This window comes from Klebsiella sp. KE9456 (assembly GCF_043832615.1).
In the GTDB taxonomy this organism is placed as follows: domain Bacteria; phylum Pseudomonadota; class Gammaproteobacteria; order Enterobacterales; family Enterobacteriaceae; genus Klebsiella; species Klebsiella indica.
On the sequence record NZ_JBDYQK010000001.1, the window covers coordinates 56,726 to 77,773 of the forward strand.

Sequence of the window (21,048 nt, forward strand, 5' to 3'; positions counted from 1 at the left end):
GATTCCAGGGCCGGTCGGCCAGCCGAAAACTGAACAAGGGCGCTCTTGCGATAGCAAGGGTTTTCTCGTGGTTTCTCCGGACTGTCATACGCTGTTCGGCGACGTGTTGTACGATGATATGAATAAGAAACCGGTCGCACAGTCACAGGTCCAGCACTATCCGCTGGGATCAGGGACTGTTTATGGGTTGTTATCGCGTCTTCGGATTGCGATAGTAGTCAACTGTTTTACACTTGTTAATAAAATTTGAGGTTCGCTATGTCTGACGACATGCCTTTGTTTTCGCCTTCGTCAGCAGGCGAGCACGGTGTACTACGTTCCATGCAGGAGGTTGCGATGAGCTCCCAGGAAGTCAGCAAGATGCTACGCACTTATAATATTGCCTGGTGGGGTAATAACTACTACGACGTTAACGAACTGGGCCATATCAGCGTCTGCCCTGACCCTGACGTCCCGCAAGCGCGCGTTGACCTCGCTGAGCTGGTAAAAGCGCGTGAAGCGCAGGGCCAGCGCCTGCCTGCGCTATTTTGTTTCCCGCAGATTCTGCAGCACCGCCTGCGCTCCATCAACGCGGCTTTTAAGCGCGCGCGGGAATCCTATGGCTACAACGGCGACTACTTTCTGGTTTATCCGATCAAGGTTAACCAGCATCGTCGGGTTATTGAATCGCTGATCCACTCCGGCGAACCGCTGGGGCTGGAAGCGGGCTCCAAGGCTGAACTGATGGCGGTGCTGGCGCATGCGGGCATGACCCGCAGCGTGATTGTGTGCAACGGTTATAAAGACCGTGAATATATCCGCCTGGCGCTGGTGGGTGAAAAGATGGGCCATAAGGTCTATCTGGTCATCGAAAAAATGTCGGAAATCGCCATCGTGCTGGAGGAGGCCGAGCGCCTGAACGTGGTGCCGCGGCTTGGCGTCCGCGCGCGTCTGGCTTCTCAGGGTTCCGGTAAATGGCAATCCTCCGGCGGCGAAAAATCAAAATTCGGCCTTGCGGCAACGCAGGTTCTGCAGTTGGTTGAGATCCTGCGCTCGGCAGGGCACCTGGAGAGTCTGCAACTGCTGCACTTCCACCTGGGGTCGCAGATGGCCAATATTCGCGATATCGCCACCGGCGTCCGCGAGTCCGCACGCTTTTATGTCGAACTGCATAAGCTGGGCGTCAATATTCAGTGCTTCGATGTTGGCGGCGGTCTTGGCGTTGATTATGAAGGCACCCGTTCGCAGTCTGACTGTTCGGTGAACTACGGTCTGAACGAATATGCCAACAATATTATCTGGGCGATTGGCGATGCCTGTGAAGAGAACGGCCTGCCGCATCCGACGGTGATTACTGAGTCCGGTCGCGCAGTCACCGCGCATCACACGGTGCTGGTCTCCAATATTATCGGCGTTGAGCGTAACGAATATACCGAGGCCACCCCGCCAGCGGAAGATGCCGCCCGTCCGCTGCAAAGTATGTGGGAAACCTGGCAGGAAATGCACGAAACCGGCAATCGCCGCTCGCTGCGGGAATGGCTGCACGATAGCCAGATGGATTTGCACGATATTCATATCGGCTACTCCTCCGGCACCTTTAATCTTCAGGAGCGCGCCTGGGCCGAACAGCTGTATCTGAATATGTGCCATGAAGTACAGAAACAGCTTGATCCGAGCAACCGCGCCCATCGCCCGATCATCGACGAACTGCAGGAACGAATGGCGGATAAAATTTACGTCAACTTCTCCCTGTTCCAGTCGATGCCGGACGCCTGGGGTATCGATCAACTGTTCCCGGTGATGCCGCTGGAAGGGCTGAACAAGGTGCCGGAACGTCGTGCGGTGCTGCTGGATATTACCTGCGATTCCGATGGCGCGATCGACCACTATGTGGATGGTGACGGTATTGCGACCACCATGCCGATGCCGGAATATGATCCAGACAACCCGCCGATGCTGGGCTTCTTTATGGTCGGCGCCTATCAGGAAATTCTCGGCAATATGCATAACCTGTTCGGCGATACGGAAGCCGTGGACGTGTTTGTCTTCCCTGATGGCAGCGTCGAAGTTGAATTGTCTGATGAAGGGGATACCGTGGCGGATATGCTGCAATACGTGCAGCTGGAGCCGAGCACGCTGCTGACTCAGTTCCGCGATCAGGTGAAAAATACCGATCTGGATGCGGATTTACAGCAACAGTTCCTTGAAGAGTTCGAAGCGGGTCTGTACGGGTATACTTACCTGGAAGATGAGTAGCCGTCGGTGCCCGGTGGCGCTGCGTTTACCGGGCCTGTGAATGCAGGCCGGATAAGGCGGCGGCGCCATCCGGCAGAGTGCTATACTCACTTGAACCCGCATGTATTACCGGCGATAATTCGCCCCAATAAGCGATTTACTAATTAATCCCTTCCTCGTCGGGTTTAACGACGCGGAGGGGATTTTTTTTCATCTGTTTTTAATGTATCGACTTTAAAAGAGGTCAGGACATGAGCACCTTAGGTCATCAATATGATAACTCGCTGGTATCTAACGCATTTGGCTTCCTGCGTCTGCCGCTGAATTTCCAGCCGTACGACAGCGATGCCGACTGGGTCATTACCGGCGTTCCGTTTGATATGGCGACTTCCGGGCGTGCGGGCGGCCGTCACGGACCGGCGGCGATCCGCCAGGTTTCGACCAACCTTGCGTGGGAGCACAACCGCTTCCCGTGGAACTTCGACATGCGTGAGCGCCTGAACGTAGTTGACTGCGGCGACCTGGTTTATGCTTTCGGCGATGCGCGTGAAATGAGCGAAAAGCTGCAGGCCCATGCGGAGAAATTGCTGGCGGCCGGGAAGCGTATGCTCTCCTTCGGCGGCGACCATTTCGTGACTCTGCCGTTGTTGCGCGCGCATGCTAAACACTTCGGCAAAATGGCGCTGGTACACTTTGATGCCCACACCGATACCTACGCGAACGGCTGCGAGTTTGACCACGGCACCATGTTTTATACCGCGCCGAACGAAGGTCTGATCGATCCTCATCATTCCGTGCAGATCGGTATCCGTACCGAGTTTGATAAAGATAACGGCTTCACGGTGCTGGACGCGGGCCAGGTCAACGATCGTACCGCGGACGACGTGATCGCGCAGGTGAAACAGATCGTTGGCGATATGCCGGTCTATCTGACGTTTGATATCGACTGTCTCGATCCCGCGTTCGCGCCGGGTACCGGTACGCCGGTGATTGGCGGCCTGACGTCGGATCGTGCGATCAAACTGGTGCGCGGCCTGAAGGATTTGAACATTGTGGGGATGGACGTAGTAGAAGTCGCGCCTGCCTACGATCAATCGGAGATCACCGCGCTGGCGGCAGCGACGCTAGCGCTGGAAATGCTATATATCCAGGCGGCGAAGAAAGGCGAGTAATCGGGTTATTTGGCTTGCCGGTTTGAGCAGGGGCGGCGTTCCGGCTGTAGGTCCGGAACCCATCTGACTTCCCCCATTCCGCCCAATAGCGTTGCGGAATGGGGGGAATCATTACTTAATTCCGTCCGCAGCCATGCGTTCGCGAATATGCTGAGCGCGCGCTTCAGACGCCGGGTGATCGTCAAACATTGAACTTTGGCGACCGGCTTCCAGTTTGGCCAGTTTCTCGAAGCTGGTGGCGAGCCCGGCAGGGCTAATCCCGCGCTTACGCAGCAAATCGTAAGAGTAATCGTCCGCTTCCGACTCCTGACGTTGAGAGAACTGAGAATTCACCAGCTTTTCACCAAGATCGCCTAGCTGGGACTGCGACAGGCTGCCGACAACGCCGCCAGCGGAAGCCGCCGCCGCGCGCAAGGCGTTAGTGCCTAATGCGACCTGCATTCCTTTCTTCACATGCCCAAGCGCGACGTGGCCCATTTCGTGGCCGATCACTGCTTCGACTTCGTTGTCGTTCATTAGATCCATCAGTCCGCTGTATACGCGGATGCAGCCGTTAGCCATGGCGAAGGCGTTAACGTCTTTGGTCTGGTACACCTTGTAGTTCACCGGCTGGCCGTTGATATTGTCCCCCAGCGCGGCGGCGATTTTAGTCAGCCGTTTACTGTATTGGCTCCCCGCAGGCGCGATGGTGGCTTTGGCATCCATCTCCTGACAGGCTTTATCGCTTAACGCTTTCACCTGCTCATCGCTGAGCGACCAGGCCTGATAGGCTCCCGCTCCTGAGCTGAGCAGGGCGCTGGAATCCATGTTCTGGCATCCGGTGAGGGCTGCGGCGATCCCAAGGGCAAAAATAGTTGAGTGAATTTTCATTTTTATCTTCCACAATCTTATGGTTATTTATTCGAAAAATGGCTATGGCTGACCTGCCATATCCTGCGCAAATTATAAATACTCTCTTGAGAGGCGGGCGAGAGGATTACCGCGTAGCACAACCTGTTCCGGAGATTTCTTAAGCGGCAAAAGGATGCTCCATGTACATGCTTTGCCGCTTAGGTTACATTGTTCACACTTTTTTCCGGCGTAGCCCAAAACGCGCGGTCGTCAAGCCGTTGCGGGCACGGCCTTCATTATCCGATCTGGAGTCAAAATGTCCTCACGTAAAGAGCTTGCTAACGCTATTCGTGCGCTGAGCATGGACGCAGTACAGAAAGCCAAATCCGGTCACCCGGGCGCCCCGATGGGGATGGCTGACATTGCCGAAGTCCTGTGGCGTGATTTCCTGAACCATAACCCGAACAATCCGTCCTGGGCCGACCGCGACCGTTTCGTACTGTCCAACGGCCACGGCTCGATGCTGATCTACAGCCTGCTGCACCTCACCGGTTATGACCTGCCGATTGAAGAGCTGAAAAACTTCCGTCAGTTGCACTCGAAAACGCCGGGCCACCCGGAAGTGGGCTACACAGCCGGTGTCGAAACCACCACCGGCCCGCTGGGGCAGGGCATTGCGAACGCGGTCGGGATGGCGATTGCCGAGAAGACCCTGGCGGCGCAGTTCAACCGTCCGGGCCACGATATTGTTGACCACTTCACATACGCGTTCATGGGCGACGGCTGCATGATGGAAGGTATCTCTCACGAGGTATGTTCCCTGGCCGGCACCCTGAAACTGGGCAAACTGGTGGCATTCTACGACGACAATGGTATCTCCATTGATGGTCACGTTGAAGGCTGGTTTACCGATGATACCGCGAAGCGTTTTGAAGCTTACGGCTGGCACGTGGTGCGCGGCGTGGATGGTCACGATGCTGAAGCGATTAAACGTGCGGTGGAAGAAGCGCGCGCGGTTACCGACAAACCGTCCCTGCTGATGTGCAAAACCATCATCGGTTTCGGTTCCCCGAACAAAGCCGGTACCCACGATTCCCACGGCGCGCCGCTGGGCGATGCGGAAATCGCGCTGACCCGTGAACAACTGGGCTGGAAATACGCGCCGTTCGAAATTCCGTCGGACATCTATGCGCAGTGGGATGCGAAAGAGGCCGGTCAGGCGAAAGAGTCTGCGTGGAACGAGAAGTTTGCCGCCTATGCCAAAGCCTTCCCGCAGGAAGCGGCTGAATTTACCCGTCGTATGAAAGGCGATATGCCGGCTGACTTCGACGCGAAAGCGAATGAATTTATCGCGAAGCTGCAGGCGAATCCGGCGAAAATCGCCAGCCGTAAAGCGTCGCAGAATGCCATTGAAGCATTTGGTCCGCTGCTGCCTGAGTTTCTCGGCGGCTCCGCTGACCTGGCGCCGTCTAACCTGACCCTGTGGTCCGGCTCTAAAGCGATCAACGAAGATACCGCCGGTAACTACATCCACTACGGCGTGCGCGAGTTCGGTATGACAGCCATTGCCAACGGCATCGCGCTGCACGGTGGTTTCCTGCCGTACACCTCCACCTTCCTGATGTTCGTGGAATATGCCCGTAACGCGGTGCGTATGGCGGCGCTGATGAAGCAGCGTCAGGTGATGGTCTACACCCACGACTCCATCGGTCTGGGGGAAGACGGCCCGACGCACCAGCCGGTAGAACAGGTGGCCTCCCTGCGCGTCACCCCGAACATGAGCACCTGGCGTCCGTGTGACCAGGTGGAATCTGCGGTGGCGTGGAAATACGGTGTGGAGCGTCAGGACGGCCCGACCGCGCTGATCCTCTCCCGTCAGAACCTGGCGCAGCAGGAGCGTAGCGAAGAGCAGCTGGCGAACATCGCCCGCGGTGGTTACGTACTGAAAGATTGTGCCGGTCAGCCGGAACTGATCTTCATTGCCACCGGTTCCGAAGTGGAGCTGGCGGTTGCGGCATACGAAAAACTGACCGCCGAAGGCGTGAAAGCGCGGGTGGTTTCCATGCCGTCCACCGACGCGTTCGACAAGCAGGATGCGGCCTATCGTGAAGCGGTATTGCCGAAAGCAGTCTCTGCGCGCGTGGCAATCGAAGCGGGTATCGCCGACTACTGGTTCAAATACGTGGGCCTGAACGGCGCGATCGTCGGCATGACCACCTTCGGTGAATCAGCCCCGGCGGAGCAACTGTTCGAAGAGTTCGGTTTTACCGTTGAGAACGTGGTTGCTAAGGCGAAAGCGCTGCTGTAGCAGATGCGTTTCCACACTAAGGCCGCGAGAGAGCGGCCTTTTTTCATTTATCTGGCTGAAAGCAATAAACGGTACCGCAGGAATGATGGTTTCCCAATAAACTATTCCTTTTAAAATGTGACGCAAGTCAGATAAATCGCTTATTGAGCTGGACAATCATTCCTTTTATTCCTTGTTTCGCTTATTCTAGCTGAAGCGTTTCAGTCGGCTAAATGTTCGACAATTAATCAATCAGTCGCAGTTTGCGACAGGTAAGGTTTCCCTCACGGCGTTGCTGGATTACTCTGTCAGCCACTTCAGATCAGGGAAAGCCTTGCAGGAGACCTATGACCATACGCATTGCGATTAATGGCTTCGGTCGCATCGGGCGTAACGTGGTTCGTGCTTTGTATGAATCCGGGCGCCGGGCGGAAATCACCGTAGTGGCAATTAACGAACTGGCGGATGCCGCGGGTATCGCGCATTTGTTGAAGTATGACACCAGCCATGGGCGCTTTGCCTGGGATGTGCGCCAGGAGAGAGAGCAACTGTTTGTTGGCGATGATGCGATTCGCCTGTTGCATGAGTCTTCCATTACGGCGTTACCCTGGCGGGAACTGGCGGTTGATGTCGTGCTTGACTGCACCGGCGTTTACGGTAGCCGTGAACATGGCGAAGCCCACCTTCAGGCCGGGGCAAAGAAGGTGCTCTTTTCACATCCTGGCGGCAACGATCTCGACGCAACGGTGGTTTTTGGCGTAAATCATGATGAGCTACGCGCCGGGCACCGTATCGTCTCCAACGCTTCTTGTACCACCAACTGCATTATTCCGGTCATTAAACTGCTGGATGATGCTTACGGCATTGAGTCAGGCACGGTAACGACGATCCACTCCGCGATGCACGATCAGCAGGTCATTGATGCCTACCATCCGGATCTGCGCCGTACGCGAGCAGCCAGTCAATCGATTATCCCGGTGGATACTAAACTGGCTGCGGGGATCGCGCGTATCTTTCCCCAGTTTAACGACCGTTTTGAGGCGATTGCGGTTCGCGTGCCGACCATTAATGTCACGGCAATTGACCTCAGCGTGACGGTGAAGAAACCAGTAAAAGCGAGTGAAGTCAACCAGTTGTTGCAAAAAGCAGCACAGGGTTCATTTCATGGTATAGTTGACTATACGGAATTACCGTTAGTCTCGATAGATTTTAACCATGACCCGCATAGCGCGATTGTTGATGGCACGCAGACGCGGGTGAGTGGCGCACATTTGATCAAAACGCTGGTCTGGTGTGATAACGAATGGGGCTTTGCTAACCGGATGCTTGACACCACGTTAGCGATGGCCGCACAAGGTTTCAGGTAAGGCGCTCAGGCGCTTGCAAAACTTTATTAAGAATCAACGAGAGGATTCACCATGTCTGTAATTAAGATGACCGATCTGGATCTGGCGGGTAAACGCGTTTTTATCCGCGCGGATCTGAACGTACCCGTTAAAGAAGGGAAAGTAACCAGCGATGCGCGCATCCGCGCCTCTCTGCCGACCATTGAACTGGCCCTGAAACAGGGTGCGAAAGTGATGGTCACTTCTCACCTGGGTCGTCCTACCGAAGGCGAGTACAACGAAGAATTCTCTCTGCTGCCGGTTGTTAACTACCTGAAAGACAAACTCTCCAATCCGGTTCGCCTGGTAAAAGATTACCTGGATGGCGTTGACGTGGCTGCCGGTGAACTGGTGGTGCTGGAAAACGTTCGCTTCAACAAAGGCGAAAAGAAAGACGACGAAGCGCTGTCTAAAAAATATGCTGCTCTGTGCGACGTGTTTGTGATGGACGCATTCGGTACTGCTCACCGCGCCCAGGCTTCTACTCACGGTATCGGTAAATTCGCCGACGTCGCTTGCGCAGGTCCGCTGCTGGCCGCTGAGCTGGACGCGCTGGGTAAAGCGTTGAAAGAACCGGCTCGCCCGATGGTGGCTATCGTTGGTGGTTCTAAAGTGTCTACCAAACTGACCGTTCTGGACTCCTTGTCCAAAATCGCTGACCAGCTGATCGTTGGCGGTGGTATTGCCAATACCTTCGTTGCCGCTCAGGGGCACAATGTGGGCAAATCCCTGTACGAGGCCGACCTGGTTGATGAAGCGAAACGCCTGCTCGGCACCTGCGATATCCCGGTTCCGACTGACGTCCGCGTGGCGACCGAGTTTTCTGAAACAGCAACCGCGACCCTGAAATCGGTTAGCGACATCAAAGATGACGAGCAGATTCTGGACCTCGGCGATGCCTCCGCAGAAAAACTGGCTGCAATCCTGAAAAATGCAAAAACCATTCTGTGGAACGGTCCGGTTGGCGTGTTCGAATTCCCGAACTTCCGTAAAGGTACTGAAATTGTTGCCAACGCGATCGCCGACAGCGAAGCGTTCTCCATCGCTGGCGGCGGTGACACTCTGGCGGCAATCGACCTGTTCGGCATTGCGGACAAAATCTCCTACATCTCCACTGGCGGCGGCGCATTCCTCGAATTCGTGGAAGGCAAAGTTCTGCCTGCAGTAGCTATGCTCGAAGAGCGCGCTAAGCAGTAATTCAGTTCAGGCGGGGAGACCCGCCTGTTTTTCAGCGCGTGTAAAAGCTCGCGAACCTCCTTCAACGGTCGAAGATACAGATACAGGACTACGTAACATGTCTAAAATTTTTGATTTCGTAAAACCGGGCGTCATCACTGGCGACGACGTTCAGAAAGTGTTCCAGGTTGCTAAAGAAAACAACTTTGCTCTGCCAGCGGTAAACTGCGTGGGTACTGATTCCATCAACGCCGTTCTGGAAGCCGCAGCAAAAGTTCGTTCTCCGGTTATCGTTCAGTTCTCTAACGGCGGCGCGGCGTTCATCGCCGGCAAAGGCGTGAAAACTGACGTGCCTCAGGGCGCGGCAATTCTGGGGGCGATCTCTGGCGCGCACCACGTTCATCAGATGGCTGAGCATTACGGTGTTCCGGTTATTCTGCACACCGACCACTGTGCGAAGAAACTGCTGCCGTGGATCGACGGTCTGCTGGATGCGGGTGAAAAACATTTCGCTGCTACCGGCAAACCGCTGTTCTCTTCTCACATGATTGACCTGTCTGAAGAATCGCTGCATGAAAACATTGAGATCTGTTCTAAATACCTGGCGCGTATGGCCAAAATGGACATGACGCTGGAAATCGAACTGGGTTGCACCGGTGGCGAAGAAGACGGCGTGGACAACAGCCACATGGATGCTTCCGCTCTGTACACCCAGCCGGAAGATGTTGATTACGCGTACACCGAGCTGAGCAAAATCAGCCCGCGTTTCACCATCGCTGCTTCCTTTGGTAACGTGCACGGCGTTTACAAACCGGGCAACGTGGTTCTGACCCCGACTATCCTGCGTGATTCTCAGGAATATGTTTCTAAGAAACATAACCTGCCGCACAACAGCCTGAACTTCGTCTTCCACGGCGGTTCCGGTTCTTCTGCTCAGGAAATCAAAGACTCCGTAAGCTACGGCGTTATCAAAATGAACATCGATACCGATACCCAATGGGCAACCTGGGACGGTATCCTGCAGTACTACAAAACGAACGAAGCTTACCTGCAGGGCCAGCTGGGCAACCCGAAAGGCGAAGACCAGCCGAACAAGAAATACTACGATCCGCGCGTATGGCTGCGCGCCGCTCAGACCTCAATGGTGACGCGTCTGGAGCAGGCATTTAAAGAGCTGAACGCGATCGACGTTCTGTAACAAAATTCTTTTTTTAGTCTGGAGCCCGCAGCGATGCGGGCTTTTTTTATTTTTCGGGCAAGGCAGAACGTCGCGAAAAAATGTGATCAATTTGGCAAAACATACGCTTATTGTTTACCCTTAAGCTACCTGCCATTAGCAGGCTTAGTTATTTTATTTCCCGTCCGGGTATCCATAAGGAATGTTAAATGGAAGAGTTGAACGTTGTCGGTAGCATAAATCACGCCGGTTCATGGCTGGTGCGTAATCAGCAACTATTACTGAGTTATGCCGTCAACATCGTCGCGGCCATCGCGATTATTATTGTTGGTCTGATCGTGGCGCGAATTGTGTCTAATACTCTGAATCGTCTGATGCAGGCGCGACACATTGATGCCACCGTCGCCGATTTTCTGTCCGCACTGGCGCGTTATGCGGTTATTGCTTTTACGCTGATTGCCGCACTGGGGCGTGTAGGCGTGCAGACAGCATCGGTTATCGCCGTTCTTGGCGCCGCAGGTCTGGCCGTTGGCCTGGCGCTGCAGGGATCGCTGGCTAACCTCGCGGCTGGCGTGCTGCTGGTTGTTTTCCGTCCGTTCCGCGCGGGGGAGTACGTTGATCTGGGCGGTACCGCGGGAACGGTACTTAACGTCCAGATTTTTTCCACCACGCTGCGTGCCGCGGATGGCAAAATCGTTATTGTGCCGAACAAAAAGGTTATTGACGGTAATATCACCAACTTCTCCCGTGAACCGGTTCGCCGTAATGAGTTTATCATTGGCGTTGGATATGACTCTGATACGGATCTGGTGAAAAAGCTGCTTACCGATATCATTACATCTGATGAGCGTATCCTGAAAGATCGGGAAATGACGGTTCGTCTCCATGAACTGGGGGCGTCATCGGTGAACTACGTGGTGCGCGTATGGAGCAAAAGTAGCGATCTGCAAAGCGTTTACTGGGATATTCTGGAGCGTATTAAGCGTGATTTTGACGCCAACGGAATTAGCTTCCCGTATCCGCAAATGGATGTGAACGTTAAGAAGGTGAAAGAACAGGCGGAATAATATTCGCTTCAGGTTTTAGCGAAAAGGGCTCGCGGTTGATGATCGCGGGCCCTTTTTGTTTGCGACGACAAGCGCCTGTAAAAATCTTTTATTAGCTTTACTTATTAATGATTAAAAATATAAATTTCATCTAATAATCGTGCCGCGCTATAGTCAGTCCGAATTTACGACTCTGGCGGAAAATCCCATATGTTATCTTATTATTTCCAGGGGCTTGCTCTGGGAGCGGCGATGATTTTGCCGCTCGGTCCCCAAAATGCTTTTGTGATGAATCAGGGTATTCGTCGCCAGTATCATCTGATGATTGCTCTGCTTTGCGCGATCAGCGATCTGCTGCTCATTTGTGCCGGCGTGTTTGGCGGCAGCGCGTTGCTGATGCAGTCGCCGTGGCTGTTGGCGATGGTGACCTGGGGCGGCGTCGCCTTTTTATTGTGGTACGGTTTTGGGGCGATGAAAACGGCTTTTAGCCGACATCTGGAACTGGCCAGCGCGGAAGCGATGAAGCAGGGGCGCTGGAGAATTATTGTCACCATGCTGGCGGTGACCTGGCTGAATCCACATGTTTATCTTGATACCTTTGTGGTGCTCGGCAGCCTTGGCGGACAACTGGCAGCAGAGCCAAAGCGCTGGTTTGCCTTAGGTACCATTAGCGCTTCGTTTTTATGGTTCTTTGGTCTGGCCCTGCTGGCCGCCTGGCTGGCACCGCGTTTGCGTACGGCAACGGCGCAAAGAGTCATCAATCTGCTGGTCGGCCTGGTAATGTGGATGATTGCGCTACAGTTAGCGAAAGATGGCCTTGCGCATGTGCAGGCGCTGCTTAACTAAGCCTTCTCTGATGGACTTTCCTCATCTACGCGCTAAGCTGGTTGGCATGCGTCCACCTTATGGACGACTCATGTAAGATGGAGAAACGACAGTGAAGTTAAAAGTCATGGCCCTGGCGGCAGCACTCGGATTTAGCGTAATGGCCACACAGGCAAATGAATTGCCAAATGGCCCACATATTGTCACGTCAGGGACCGCCAGCGTTGCCGCGGTTCCCGATATCGCCACCCTGGCGATTGAAGTTAACGTCTCCGCGAAAGACGCGGCATCGGCAAAGAAACAGGCTGACGAACGTGTTGCCCAGTATCTTTCTTTCCTGGAAAAGAGCGGTATTGGCAGGAAAGATATTAACTCAGCCAATCTGCGTACTCAGCCTGATTATGATTATCAGAATGGTAAAAGCATTCTTAAGGGCTACCGCGCGGTGCGTAGCGTTGAAGTCACGTTACGGCAACTGGATAAGCTCAACGGTCTGTTAGATGGCGCATTAAAAGCGGGTCTGAATGAGATCCGCTCAGTGTCTCTGGGGGTTGCGCAACCGGACGCGTATAAAGATAAAGCGCGCAAAGCGGCGATTGATAATGCTATTCACCAGGCACAGGAACTGGCAGCCGGTTTCCATAGTAAGCTGGGGCCGGTCTATAGCGTTCGTTATCATGTCTCCAATTACCAGCCCAGCCCGATGGTGCGGATGATGAAAGCGGATGCGGCGCCAGTTTCTGCTCAGGAAAGCTATGAACAGGCGACAATTCAGTTTGATGATCAGGTGGATGTGGTGTTTGAACTGCAACCTGCGCAGTCTGCCTCGGCTCCGTCCACGCCAGCAAAAGCTGCTGATGAGTCAAAAGCGGCGCAATAGACTATGTTGCCCGGCCTGCATGCCGGGCTTTTCCGATGGTCATTGCGTCAACATGATATCGGCGACACGCTGAATCGTTTAGCAAAGCCCGCCGTGAACCCTCGCCCAATGTGAACCGATTGCATAAAGTCAGATTACTGTAACTCGTCATTCACTGGCTGGATGGCTCCCACCCTGAAAGCCTGGCCTAATCTTGCCTTAATACTTTGTGCCCATAATTGATCAGCGCATCGGTCACCCGGCGCATCATGCGGCTCTCCGGCGCGAAACGGTGCCAGTAGAGCATCCGGCGCTGGAACAGGCCAGGGGTGAGGTCAATAAGCTCACCGCTGTTCAACTCTTTCTCAATCTGCAGATGCGGGATCATACAGCAGGTGGTTCCCTGACGAGCTAACTGCACAAAGGCTTCAGAAGAGTTCACGATATGGCAGGGGACGCTGCCCGGCGGTAAGTCGAAATTCTGCTGTAAGAAAGCCTGGTGCATATCGTCGAGATGATCGAACGCCACCACCGGCGCTTTGAGCAGCGCCGAACGGGTGACGCCGTTGGGAAAATAGCGTTGCGCAAACTCTTTAGAGGCGACGAACAGATAGTCGAGAGCCCCGAGCTGGTCGACCAGGCAACTGGGCAGTGCCTGCGGCTGAATACTGACTGCCCCGACGACTTCACCGCGGCGCAGACGTTCCTGGGTACGGGTTTCATCTTCCACCTGTAAATTGAGGCGAATAGGGGAGTCGGAGAGTACGCTGGAAAGCGCGGGCAGCAGCCAGGTTGCCAGACTGTCGGCGTTGACCGCCAGCGACAGCAGCAGCGGCGTGGAGCCGGTTTGCTCATCGCCCAGCCACTCCTCTTCCAGCAGCTCGACCTGACGCAGCAGGGCCAGCAATTTTTGCCCTTGCTCGGTAGGACGCGGCGGTACGGTGCGCACCAGCAGCGGTTGGCCAAACATATTTTCCAGTTGTTTAATGCGCTGTGAGACGGCGGACTGGGTGATACAAAGCTTCTGCGCGGCGCGCTCAAATCCTCGTTCCCTGATTACCGCGTCCAGCGCCTGTAGTGTTCTGTAGTCCGGTCGTTTCATTGCTCTGACGTACCCCTAATACTTTTCGTTAACTCGCACTATGACATAAATTTGCTTTTGATGAAGACGAAAAAATTGTCTGCTGCGTTGTGTGATCTTCGTCGCAGGGACAATAACACCCCTGATGTTCTATAATGCGCCACAGGCAATTACATTTCGGACCATAATCATGACGCAAGATGAACTGAAAAAAGCAGTAGGCTGGGCGGCATTGCAGTATGTACAGCCGGGCACCATCGTTGGGGTTGGTACGGGTTCCACGGCGGCACATTTTATTGACGCGCTGGGCACCATGAAAGGGCAGATTGAAGGGGCGGTTTCCAGCTCCGATGCCTCAACCGAAAAACTGAAAAGCCTCGGTATTACTGTTTTTGATCTTAACAGCGTTGATCGTCTGGGCATCTATGTCGACGGTGCTGACGAGATTAACGGCCATATGCAGATGATTAAAGGCGGCGGTGCGGCGCTGACGCGGGAGAAAATTATCGCCTCGGTTGCTGACAAGTTTATCTGTATCGCCGATGCTTCTAAGCAGGTCGATATTCTCGGTACATTTCCGCTGCCGGTTGAAGTGATTCCGATGGCCCGCAGCGCCGTGGCGCGTGCGCTGGTTAAGCTGGGCGGTCGTCCGGAGTATCGTCAGGGCGTGGTGACCGACAACGGTAACGTGATCCTCGACGTATATGGCCTGGAGATTCTTGACGCCGTGGCGCTGGAAAATGCCATCAACGGTATTCCCGGCGTGGTAACCGTCGGCCTGTTTGCGAATCGTGGCGCGGATATCGCGCTGATCGGCACCGCCGATGGAGTAAAAACCATCACGAAATAGTCTGACCGGGGGAGTGAACCTGCTCCCTCGCCAATATTTTTTTATCAGGTTCATTTTGGTGACTTATGTCACATTTATTCTCAAATCATGAGTAACAGTCTGTCTTTCTTTTTCTTTATGGTGTTTTGTTCTGTCATTTCCCGCTGAGTGATATTTCTTCAGGTTGTTGGCGCAAACGTTCATATTGCCGCGATAGTTTTTTTTGATATGTTGCTGAGAAGAACTTTCGTTCCGCACGACATCAGTTAAGACAAAACAGGACGGGGAAATGGCTAAGGTATCACTGGAAAAAGACAAGATTAAATTTCTGCTGGTTGAAGGTGTACATCAAAAAGCGGTGGATAATCTCCGCGCGGCGGGCTACACCAATATCGAGTTTCACAAAGGCGCGCTGGATAGCGAAGCGCTGAAAGCGTCGATCCGTGATGCTCATTTTATTGGCCTGCGTTCCCGTACTCATCTGACTGAAGAGATTTTCGCGGCGGCGGAAAAGCTGGTTGCCGTCGGCTGTTTCTGTATCGGTACCAATCAGGTTGATTTGAATGCGGCGGCAAAACGCGGTATTCCGGTGTTTAACGCGCCGTTCTCAAATACGCGCTCCGTTGCTGAACTGGTTATTGGCGAATTGTTGCTTATGCTGCGCGGCGTGCCGGCGGCAAACGCGAAAGCACATCGCGGCGTGTGGAACAAACTGGCGGTTGGCAGCTTCGAAGCGCGCGGCAAAAAGTTGGGCATTATTGGCTATGGTCATATCGGTACCCAACTGGGTATCCTGGCCGAATCGCTGGGGATGCACGTCTATTTCTATGATATTGAAAGCAAATTACCGTTAGGTAACGCCGTTCAGGTACAGCATCTCTCTGATTTGTTGAATATGAGCGATGTTGTGAGTCTGCATGTGCCGGAAAACATCTCCACTAAAAATATGATTGGCGCGGAAGAACTGGCGCTGATGAAGCCGGGCGCGCTGCTGATTAACGCCTCTCGCGGCACAGTCGTTGATATCCCGGCCCTGTGCGAGGTGCTGGCGAGCAAACATCTGGCGGGCGCGGCGATTGATGTATTTCCAACCGAACCTGCGACCAACAGCGATCCGTTTAACTCCCCGCTCTGCGAATTTGACAACGTTATCCTGACTCCGCACATTGGCGGTTCAACTCAGGAAGCGCAGGAAAATATCGGTCTGGAAGTCTCGGGCAAGCTGGTGAAATACTCTGATAACGGTTCGACGCTTTCTGCGGTTAACTTCCCTGAAGTGTCGTTGCCGCTGCACGGTGGCCGCCGTCTGCTGCACATCCACGAAAACCGTCCGGGCGTGCTGACCTCGATTAACCAGATCTTTGCGGCCCAGGGTATTAACATCGCGGCGCAGTATCTGCAGACCACGCCGCAGATGGGTTACGTGGTTATCGATATCGAAGCGGAAGAAGATGTGGCACAGACCGCATTGCAGGCGATGAAGGCCATTCCGGGCACTATTCGCGCTCGTCTGCTGTTCTAATCCCCTTTGTTGCCAGCGGGCAGGTCAGCAACCTGCCCCTTCTCTCGGCTTCATACCGCAATTCTGACGTTTCTCTCGCTCATACAAACGCGCTGCTGGCGATTAAAGCCGATTTACCAGATCCAGGTTTTTGACGGCGTGATGACCGCTGGCAGCGGGATATCCCACTGCTCTGCCGGTAGCGCTTCGACCTGCTGGCAATCGTGGGCGTAGCCGACCGGCTGAAGATGGTATTGCCGCCAGTTTTGCAGCGTCCGGTCGTAAAATCCGCCACCCATTCCCAGGCGTTGCCCGACGGCATCGAACGCCACCAGCGGGGTAATCAGCACATCCAGTTGGCTGAGGGGCAGCACATCGCGCACATCAAGTCTGGGTTCGTGGATTTTCAAACGATTGACGACCAGGTCACTGTGCGGGTGGTAGTGTAAAAATAACAGATTGCCCGGACTGAAAGGGTGAAGGACGGGGAGATAAACCCGCTTGCCCGCTCGCCAGAGTTGGTCAATGAGCGGCTGCGTATCCAGTTCGCCATCAAACGAAAGAAATACTGCGACCGTATGCGCAAGCAAAACAGGAGGATACACCATCATTCTGTCTGCTGCCTGCAGGGCAAACTGTGTTTGCTGCTCCGGTGTTAACGCGCGTCGGCGCTGGCGGATCTGCTGGCGAATGTGTTGCCTGGTGTACGGGATATCTGACAATAGCGTCATGCCTGAATCTCATTGGTGTACAAACAATGGTGAGCAAACAATACAAACAGGCATAGTGTAATACACGATGGCATAAGCCGGAAATGAAGTCGGGGGATGGAACGATAAAGAAGGGAATCTCCGAGATGCCGCCGCAGGCTGTAACCCTTGAACCCTTGGTTCAAGGTGAATGTGTCGTCACGGTTTTAAGGCTTCTCGGACGAACCGAGCATGCTCACCAACCATGGAGCGCCACATTCTTGTGGTATGAAATATCGGCTCAGGGGACTGGCCCGCTTGCAAACATCTCAGAGAAATTTTGTTCTTGCGATTACTCTAACACAGTTAAATGCAAAGTGTTATTCAAACTTCTGCCCGGGTCTTTCGCTTATGCGACCTTGCTCAAGCAACGCTTGTTCGATGGTCTGCTGAAGCATCCGAATACGCTGCTCCATACTGGCGGCGTAGTCGCGGGTTTTCGCTTTTTCCTGAGTCAACTCATAGCTGATGTTCAACGCGGCGATGAACACCAACTGCTCAGTATTTGTGACTCTAGTGCGTTCTTTTAAATCTTGCAACCGCTGATTCAGGTCATCAGCGGCCTGGTTTAAGGCATCCCTTTGTTCGGGCGGGCAATTCACGCGGAGTGAACGGCCAAAAATCTGGAGATCTACGGGTTGTGCAGACATGCCACCTTCCTGCTGATTAACTGCGCGGCCTTCGCGCCAAGGAGGCTCCGCGAAGGGGCGACACTATAGCTACCCTGGTTCGGAGATACAAGTCCTATTCTGGTTCACCAGGGTCCAAAGTGGTAGCATATCATGAATATTCCTCCCAACGATGACGAATGCGCATGTCTATACAGAACGAAATGCCTGGTTACAGTGATGTAGACCAGTTACTGAACCAACAAGGGGTGGGATTAACGCCTGCCGAAATGCACGGATTAATCTGTGGGATCCTGTGTGGCGGCAACAAGGACAGCAGCTGGCAGCCTCTGGTGCATGACCTGACTAACGAAGGACTGGCTTTTGGCCATGAACTGGCGCAGGCGCTGCGTCACATGCATTCCGCCACCAGTGATTCGCTGGAAGATGACGGCTTTTTGTTCCAGCTTTACTTGCCGGATGGCGAGGCGGTGAGCGTGTTCGATCGTGCCGATGCGCTGGCGGGCTGGGTGAACCATTTTCTGCTTGGGTTAGGCGTGACGCAGCCTAAGCTGGATAAAGTCAAAGACGAAGCGGGCGAAGCGATTGACGATCTGCGCAATATCGCCCAGCTCGGGTACGACGAAGACGAGGATCAGGAAGAGCTCGAAATGTCCCTTGAAGAGATTATCGAGTACGTCCGCGTTGCAGCGCTGTTGTGCCACGATACGTTTTCAATGCAAAAACCTACTGCGCCGGAAGTTCAGAAGCCGACACTACACTAATTATTCACTAAATTGTTCAGGGGGCGTCATGACTCAGCAGGAATTTCTCTCTCGTCGCCAGGCTCTGCTGGCGCAGATGCAGCCAGGCAGCGCGGCGTTGATTTTCGCCGCGCCGGAAGTCACGCGTAGCGCAGATTCGGAATATCCCTACCGGCAGAATAGCGATTTTTGGTATTTCACCGGCTTTAATGAGCCGGAAGCGCTGCTGGTGCTGATTAAAAGCGATGAAACGCACAACCACAGCGTATTGTTTAACCGCGTTCGCGATTTGACCGCTGAAATCTGGTTTGGCCGTCGTCTTGGGCAGGAGGCCGCGCCGGCGAAGCTGGGAGTCGATCGCGCGCTGGCGTTTAGTGAAATTAATCAGCAACTGTTTCAGTTGCTTAATGGCCTTGATGCTATTTATTTTGCCCAGGGCGAATATGCATACGCCGATGAACTGGTGTTTAACGCGCTGGAAAAACTGCGTAAAGGCGTGCGTCAGAATCTGCAGGCACCGAACTCGGTGATTGACTGGCGGCCAGTCGTGCATGAAATGCGCCTGTTTAAGTCGGCGGAAGAGCTGGACGTGATGCGACGCGCCGGTGAAATCTCCGCGCTGGCCCATACTCGCGCCATGGAAAAATGCCGCCCAGGGATGTTCGAATACCAGCTGGAAGGTGAGATCCTCCATGAGTTCAACCGCCACGGCGCGCGCTTCCCTTCTTATAACACCATCGTGGGCGGCGGTGAAAATGGCTGCATTTTGCACTACACCGAGAATGAGAGCGAACTGCGCGACGGTGATCTGGTGCTGATTGATGCCGGCTGTGAATACCGTGGCTATGCGGGCGATATTACCCGTACCTTCCCGGTTAACGGTAAATTCAGCCCGGCGCAGCGCGAGATTTACGATATCGTCCTTGAATCTCTGGAAACCTCGCTGAAGCTTTATCGCCCCGGCACCTCAATTAATGAGGTTAACCAGCAGGTGGTGCGGATTATGATTAGCGGCCTGGTACGTCTGGGAATACTGAAAGGGGATATTGACGAACTGATGGCTAATAACGCCCATCGTCCTTTCTTTATGCATGGTCTGAGCCACTGGCTGGGACTCGACGTACACGATGTGGGGAATTATGACGTCGACCGCTCGCGTATTCTTGAACCGGGAATGGTGCTGACCGTTGAGCCGGGTCTGTATATTGCGACGGATGCTGATGTTCCGGCGCAGTATCGGGGTATCGGCATTCGTATCGAAGATGACATTGTCATCACCGAAGACGGCAACGAGAACCTCACCGCGGGTGTGGTGAAAAACGCGGACGATATTGAGGCGCTGATGGCGGCGGCGCGCCAGCTATGAGCGTACTGATCGTTGGCGGTGGAATGACCGGTGCGACGCTGGCGCTGGCGATTTCTCGCCTGACCGGCGGTAATCTGCCGGTGCATCTGGTTGAAGCATCGGCGCCGGAATCCGCGAAGCATCCGGGCTTTGACGCGCGGGCGATCGCACTGGCGGCCGGAACCTGTCAGCAACTGGCCAGGATCGGTATCTGGCAGGAGATTGCCGACTGCGCGACGGCCATTCAGAGCGTCCACGTCAGCGATCGCGGGCATGCGGGATTTGTGACGCTTGACGCCCGGGATTACGCTCTGGCGGCACTAGGTCAGGTGGTTGAACTACACGATGTCGGCCAGCGCCTGTTTGCGCAACTGCGCAAGGCGCCTGGCATCACGCTGCACTGTCCGGCTAAAGTTGCGGAGGTTAGCCGCAGCGTGGGGGACGTAAGTCTTACTCTGGACAATGGTGAAACTCTTAACGGTAAACTGCTGGTGGCGGCCGATGGTTCGCGCTCCACTCTGGGGGCGCGCTGCGGGATAAGCTGGCAGCAGCAGCCCTATGAACAACTGGCGATTATCGCCAACGTCAGTACCGCTCGGCCGCATAACGGCCAGGCATTCGAACGCTTTACCCGACATGGCCCGCTGGCGATGCTGCCGATGTCGCAGGGGCGCGGTTCGCTGGTGTGGTGTCATCCGCAGTCGCGGCATGAAGAGGTGCTCGGCTGGTCAGATGAACGTTTCTGCGATGAACTGCAGCAGGCATTTGGCTGGCGGCTTGGCCAGATAACTCACGCCGGAAAGCGTAGCGCTTATCCGTTATCGCTGACTGCCGCTACCCGCACGGTTACGCATCGTCTGGCCCTGGTGGGTAATGCGGCGCAGACGCTGCATCCCATTGCCGGACAGGGGTTTAACCTCGGCCTGCGGGATGTGATGAGTCTGGCGGAAATGGTTGCGCAGGCGCATGCCGTTGGTCAGGATCCGGGCGACTATGCGCTTTTGAGCCGTTATCAGGCGCGACGCGCCGACGACAAAGCCGCCACGATTGGCGTGACCGACGGTCTGGTGCATCTGTTTGCCAATCGTTGGGCGCCGCTGGTCGTGGGGCGCAATGTCGGTCTGATGGCGATGGAATTATTTACCCCGGCGCGCGATGCGCTGGCGCAGCGTACCCTCGGTTGGGTCCCCCGTTAAGGA

At 54.6% G+C, this 21,048-nt stretch carries 19 protein-coding genes and 1 other RNA gene; 15 read left to right on the forward strand and 5 right to left on the reverse strand.

Annotated elements, in window-relative coordinates:
* Nucleotides 1–118: 118 nt before the first annotated feature.
* The 3 genes from yqgB to speB all read left to right on the forward strand — a co-directional run bounded on the left by yqgB (nt 119) and on the right by speB (nt 3,386).
* A complete protein-coding gene (yqgB, locus tag ABK821_RS00295; RefSeq protein ID WP_138360842.1) occupies nt 119–250 on the forward strand; it encodes an acid stress response protein YqgB in 132 nt (43 codons plus the stop codon).
* 8 nt (nt 251–258) lie between these two features.
* Nucleotides 259–2,235, forward strand: a complete 1,977-nt coding sequence (gene speA, locus ABK821_RS00300; RefSeq protein WP_138360804.1) for a biosynthetic arginine decarboxylase — start codon at nt 259–261, stop codon at nt 2,233–2,235.
* A gap of 230 nt (nt 2,236–2,465) precedes the next feature.
* A complete protein-coding gene (speB, locus tag ABK821_RS00305; protein WP_138360803.1) occupies nt 2,466–3,386 on the forward strand; it encodes an agmatinase in 921 nt (306 codons plus the stop codon).
* A 111-nt stretch (nt 3,387–3,497) separates the two neighbouring features.
* Here speB and ABK821_RS00310 read toward each other — a convergent pair whose 3' ends face one another.
* A complete protein-coding gene (locus ABK821_RS00310) occupies nt 3,498–4,256 on the reverse strand; it encodes a M48 family metallopeptidase (protein ID WP_138360802.1) in 759 nt (252 codons plus the stop codon).
* A gap of 277 nt (nt 4,257–4,533) precedes the next feature.
* Here ABK821_RS00310 and tkt point away from each other — a divergent pair, with 277 nt between their 5' ends.
* The 7 genes from tkt (at nt 4,534) to ABK821_RS00345 (ending at nt 12,993) form a co-directional block, all read left to right on the forward strand.
* Nucleotides 4,534–6,525, forward strand: a complete 1,992-nt coding sequence (tkt, locus tag ABK821_RS00315; protein ID WP_138360801.1) for a transketolase — start codon at nt 4,534–4,536, stop codon at nt 6,523–6,525.
* Between the two features lie 326 nt (nt 6,526–6,851).
* Nucleotides 6,852–7,871 carry an erythrose-4-phosphate dehydrogenase gene (gene epd, locus ABK821_RS00320; RefSeq protein WP_138360800.1) on the forward strand — a complete coding sequence of 340 codons (1,020 nt, stop codon included), beginning with the start codon at nt 6,852–6,854 and terminating at the stop codon, nt 7,869–7,871.
* A 51-nt stretch (nt 7,872–7,922) separates the two neighbouring features.
* Entirely contained in the window at nt 7,923–9,086 is a 1,164-nt protein-coding gene (gene pgk, locus ABK821_RS00325) for a phosphoglycerate kinase (protein ID WP_138360799.1), read from the forward strand.
* Nucleotides 9,087–9,183: 97 nt separating this feature from the next.
* Nucleotides 9,184–10,263 carry a class II fructose-bisphosphate aldolase gene (gene fbaA / locus ABK821_RS00330; protein WP_009654956.1) on the forward strand — a complete coding sequence of 360 codons (1,080 nt, stop codon included), beginning with the start codon at nt 9,184–9,186 and terminating at the stop codon, nt 10,261–10,263.
* Between the two features lie 188 nt (nt 10,264–10,451).
* On the forward strand, nt 10,452–11,309 hold the full coding sequence (gene mscS, locus ABK821_RS00335; protein WP_138360798.1) for a small-conductance mechanosensitive channel MscS: 858 nt from the start codon (nt 10,452–10,454) through the stop codon (nt 11,307–11,309).
* A 189-nt stretch (nt 11,310–11,498) separates the two neighbouring features.
* Nucleotides 11,499–12,134, forward strand: a complete 636-nt coding sequence (gene argO / locus ABK821_RS00340) for an arginine exporter ArgO (protein WP_138360797.1) — start codon at nt 11,499–11,501, stop codon at nt 12,132–12,134.
* A gap of 91 nt (nt 12,135–12,225) precedes the next feature.
* Complete coding sequence (locus ABK821_RS00345) at nt 12,226–12,993, forward strand: oxidative stress defense protein (RefSeq protein WP_138360796.1); 768 nt, start codon at nt 12,226–12,228, stop codon at nt 12,991–12,993.
* A 187-nt stretch (nt 12,994–13,180) separates the two neighbouring features.
* On the opposite strand, the gene argP is transcribed toward ABK821_RS00345, so the two are convergent.
* Nucleotides 13,181–14,074 carry a DNA-binding transcriptional regulator ArgP gene (argP, locus tag ABK821_RS00350; RefSeq protein ID WP_138360795.1) on the reverse strand — a complete coding sequence of 298 codons (894 nt, stop codon included), beginning with the start codon at nt 14,072–14,074 and terminating at the stop codon, nt 13,181–13,183.
* Between the two features lie 169 nt (nt 14,075–14,243).
* Between argP and rpiA the strand changes: the two genes are divergently transcribed.
* Nucleotides 14,244–14,903 (forward strand): ribose-5-phosphate isomerase RpiA, encoded by a 660-nt coding sequence (gene rpiA / locus ABK821_RS00355; RefSeq protein ID WP_138360794.1) that lies wholly within the window; start codon nt 14,244–14,246, stop codon nt 14,901–14,903.
* Between the two features lie 268 nt (nt 14,904–15,171).
* Complete coding sequence (gene serA, locus ABK821_RS00360; RefSeq protein WP_138360792.1) at nt 15,172–16,404, forward strand: phosphoglycerate dehydrogenase; 1,233 nt, start codon at nt 15,172–15,174, stop codon at nt 16,402–16,404.
* Nucleotides 16,405–16,517: 113 nt separating this feature from the next.
* Here the strand turns inward: serA and ABK821_RS00365 are convergent, their stop codons facing one another.
* The 3 genes from ABK821_RS00365 to zapA form a co-directional block, all read right to left on the reverse strand.
* Nucleotides 16,518–17,114, reverse strand: coding sequence for a 5-formyltetrahydrofolate cyclo-ligase (locus ABK821_RS00365; RefSeq protein ID WP_343178125.1), 597 nt, complete (start codon nt 17,112–17,114; stop codon nt 16,518–16,520).
* A 113-nt stretch (nt 17,115–17,227) separates the two neighbouring features.
* Nucleotides 17,228–17,411, reverse strand: a non-coding RNA gene (gene ssrS, locus ABK821_RS00370) — 6S RNA.
* Between the two features lie 41 nt (nt 17,412–17,452).
* The gene (gene zapA, locus ABK821_RS00375; RefSeq protein ID WP_004105598.1) at nt 17,453–17,782 is read right to left on the reverse strand and encodes a cell division protein ZapA; all 330 of its coding nucleotides are present in this window, start codon (nt 17,780–17,782) and stop codon (nt 17,453–17,455) included.
* A 164-nt stretch (nt 17,783–17,946) separates the two neighbouring features.
* On the opposite strand from zapA, the gene ABK821_RS00380 reads away from it, so the two are divergent.
* The 3 genes from ABK821_RS00380 to ubiH are packed head-to-tail and all read left to right on the forward strand — an operon-like array spanning nt 17,947 to nt 21,045.
* The gene (locus tag ABK821_RS00380) at nt 17,947–18,525 is read left to right on the forward strand and encodes a YecA family protein (protein ID WP_142502658.1); all 579 of its coding nucleotides are present in this window, start codon (nt 17,947–17,949) and stop codon (nt 18,523–18,525) included.
* 28 nt (nt 18,526–18,553) lie between these two features.
* Nucleotides 18,554–19,870: a Xaa-Pro aminopeptidase gene (gene pepP / locus ABK821_RS00385; protein ID WP_308560639.1), complete on the forward strand. Its 1,317-nt coding sequence runs from the start codon at nt 18,554–18,556 to the stop codon at nt 19,868–19,870.
* A complete protein-coding gene (gene ubiH, locus ABK821_RS00390; protein WP_343178124.1) occupies nt 19,867–21,045 on the forward strand; it encodes a 2-octaprenyl-6-methoxyphenyl hydroxylase in 1,179 nt (392 codons plus the stop codon). Before pepP ends, ubiH begins: the two co-directional genes overlap by 4 nt.
* Nucleotides 21,046–21,048 lie beyond the last annotated feature (3 nt).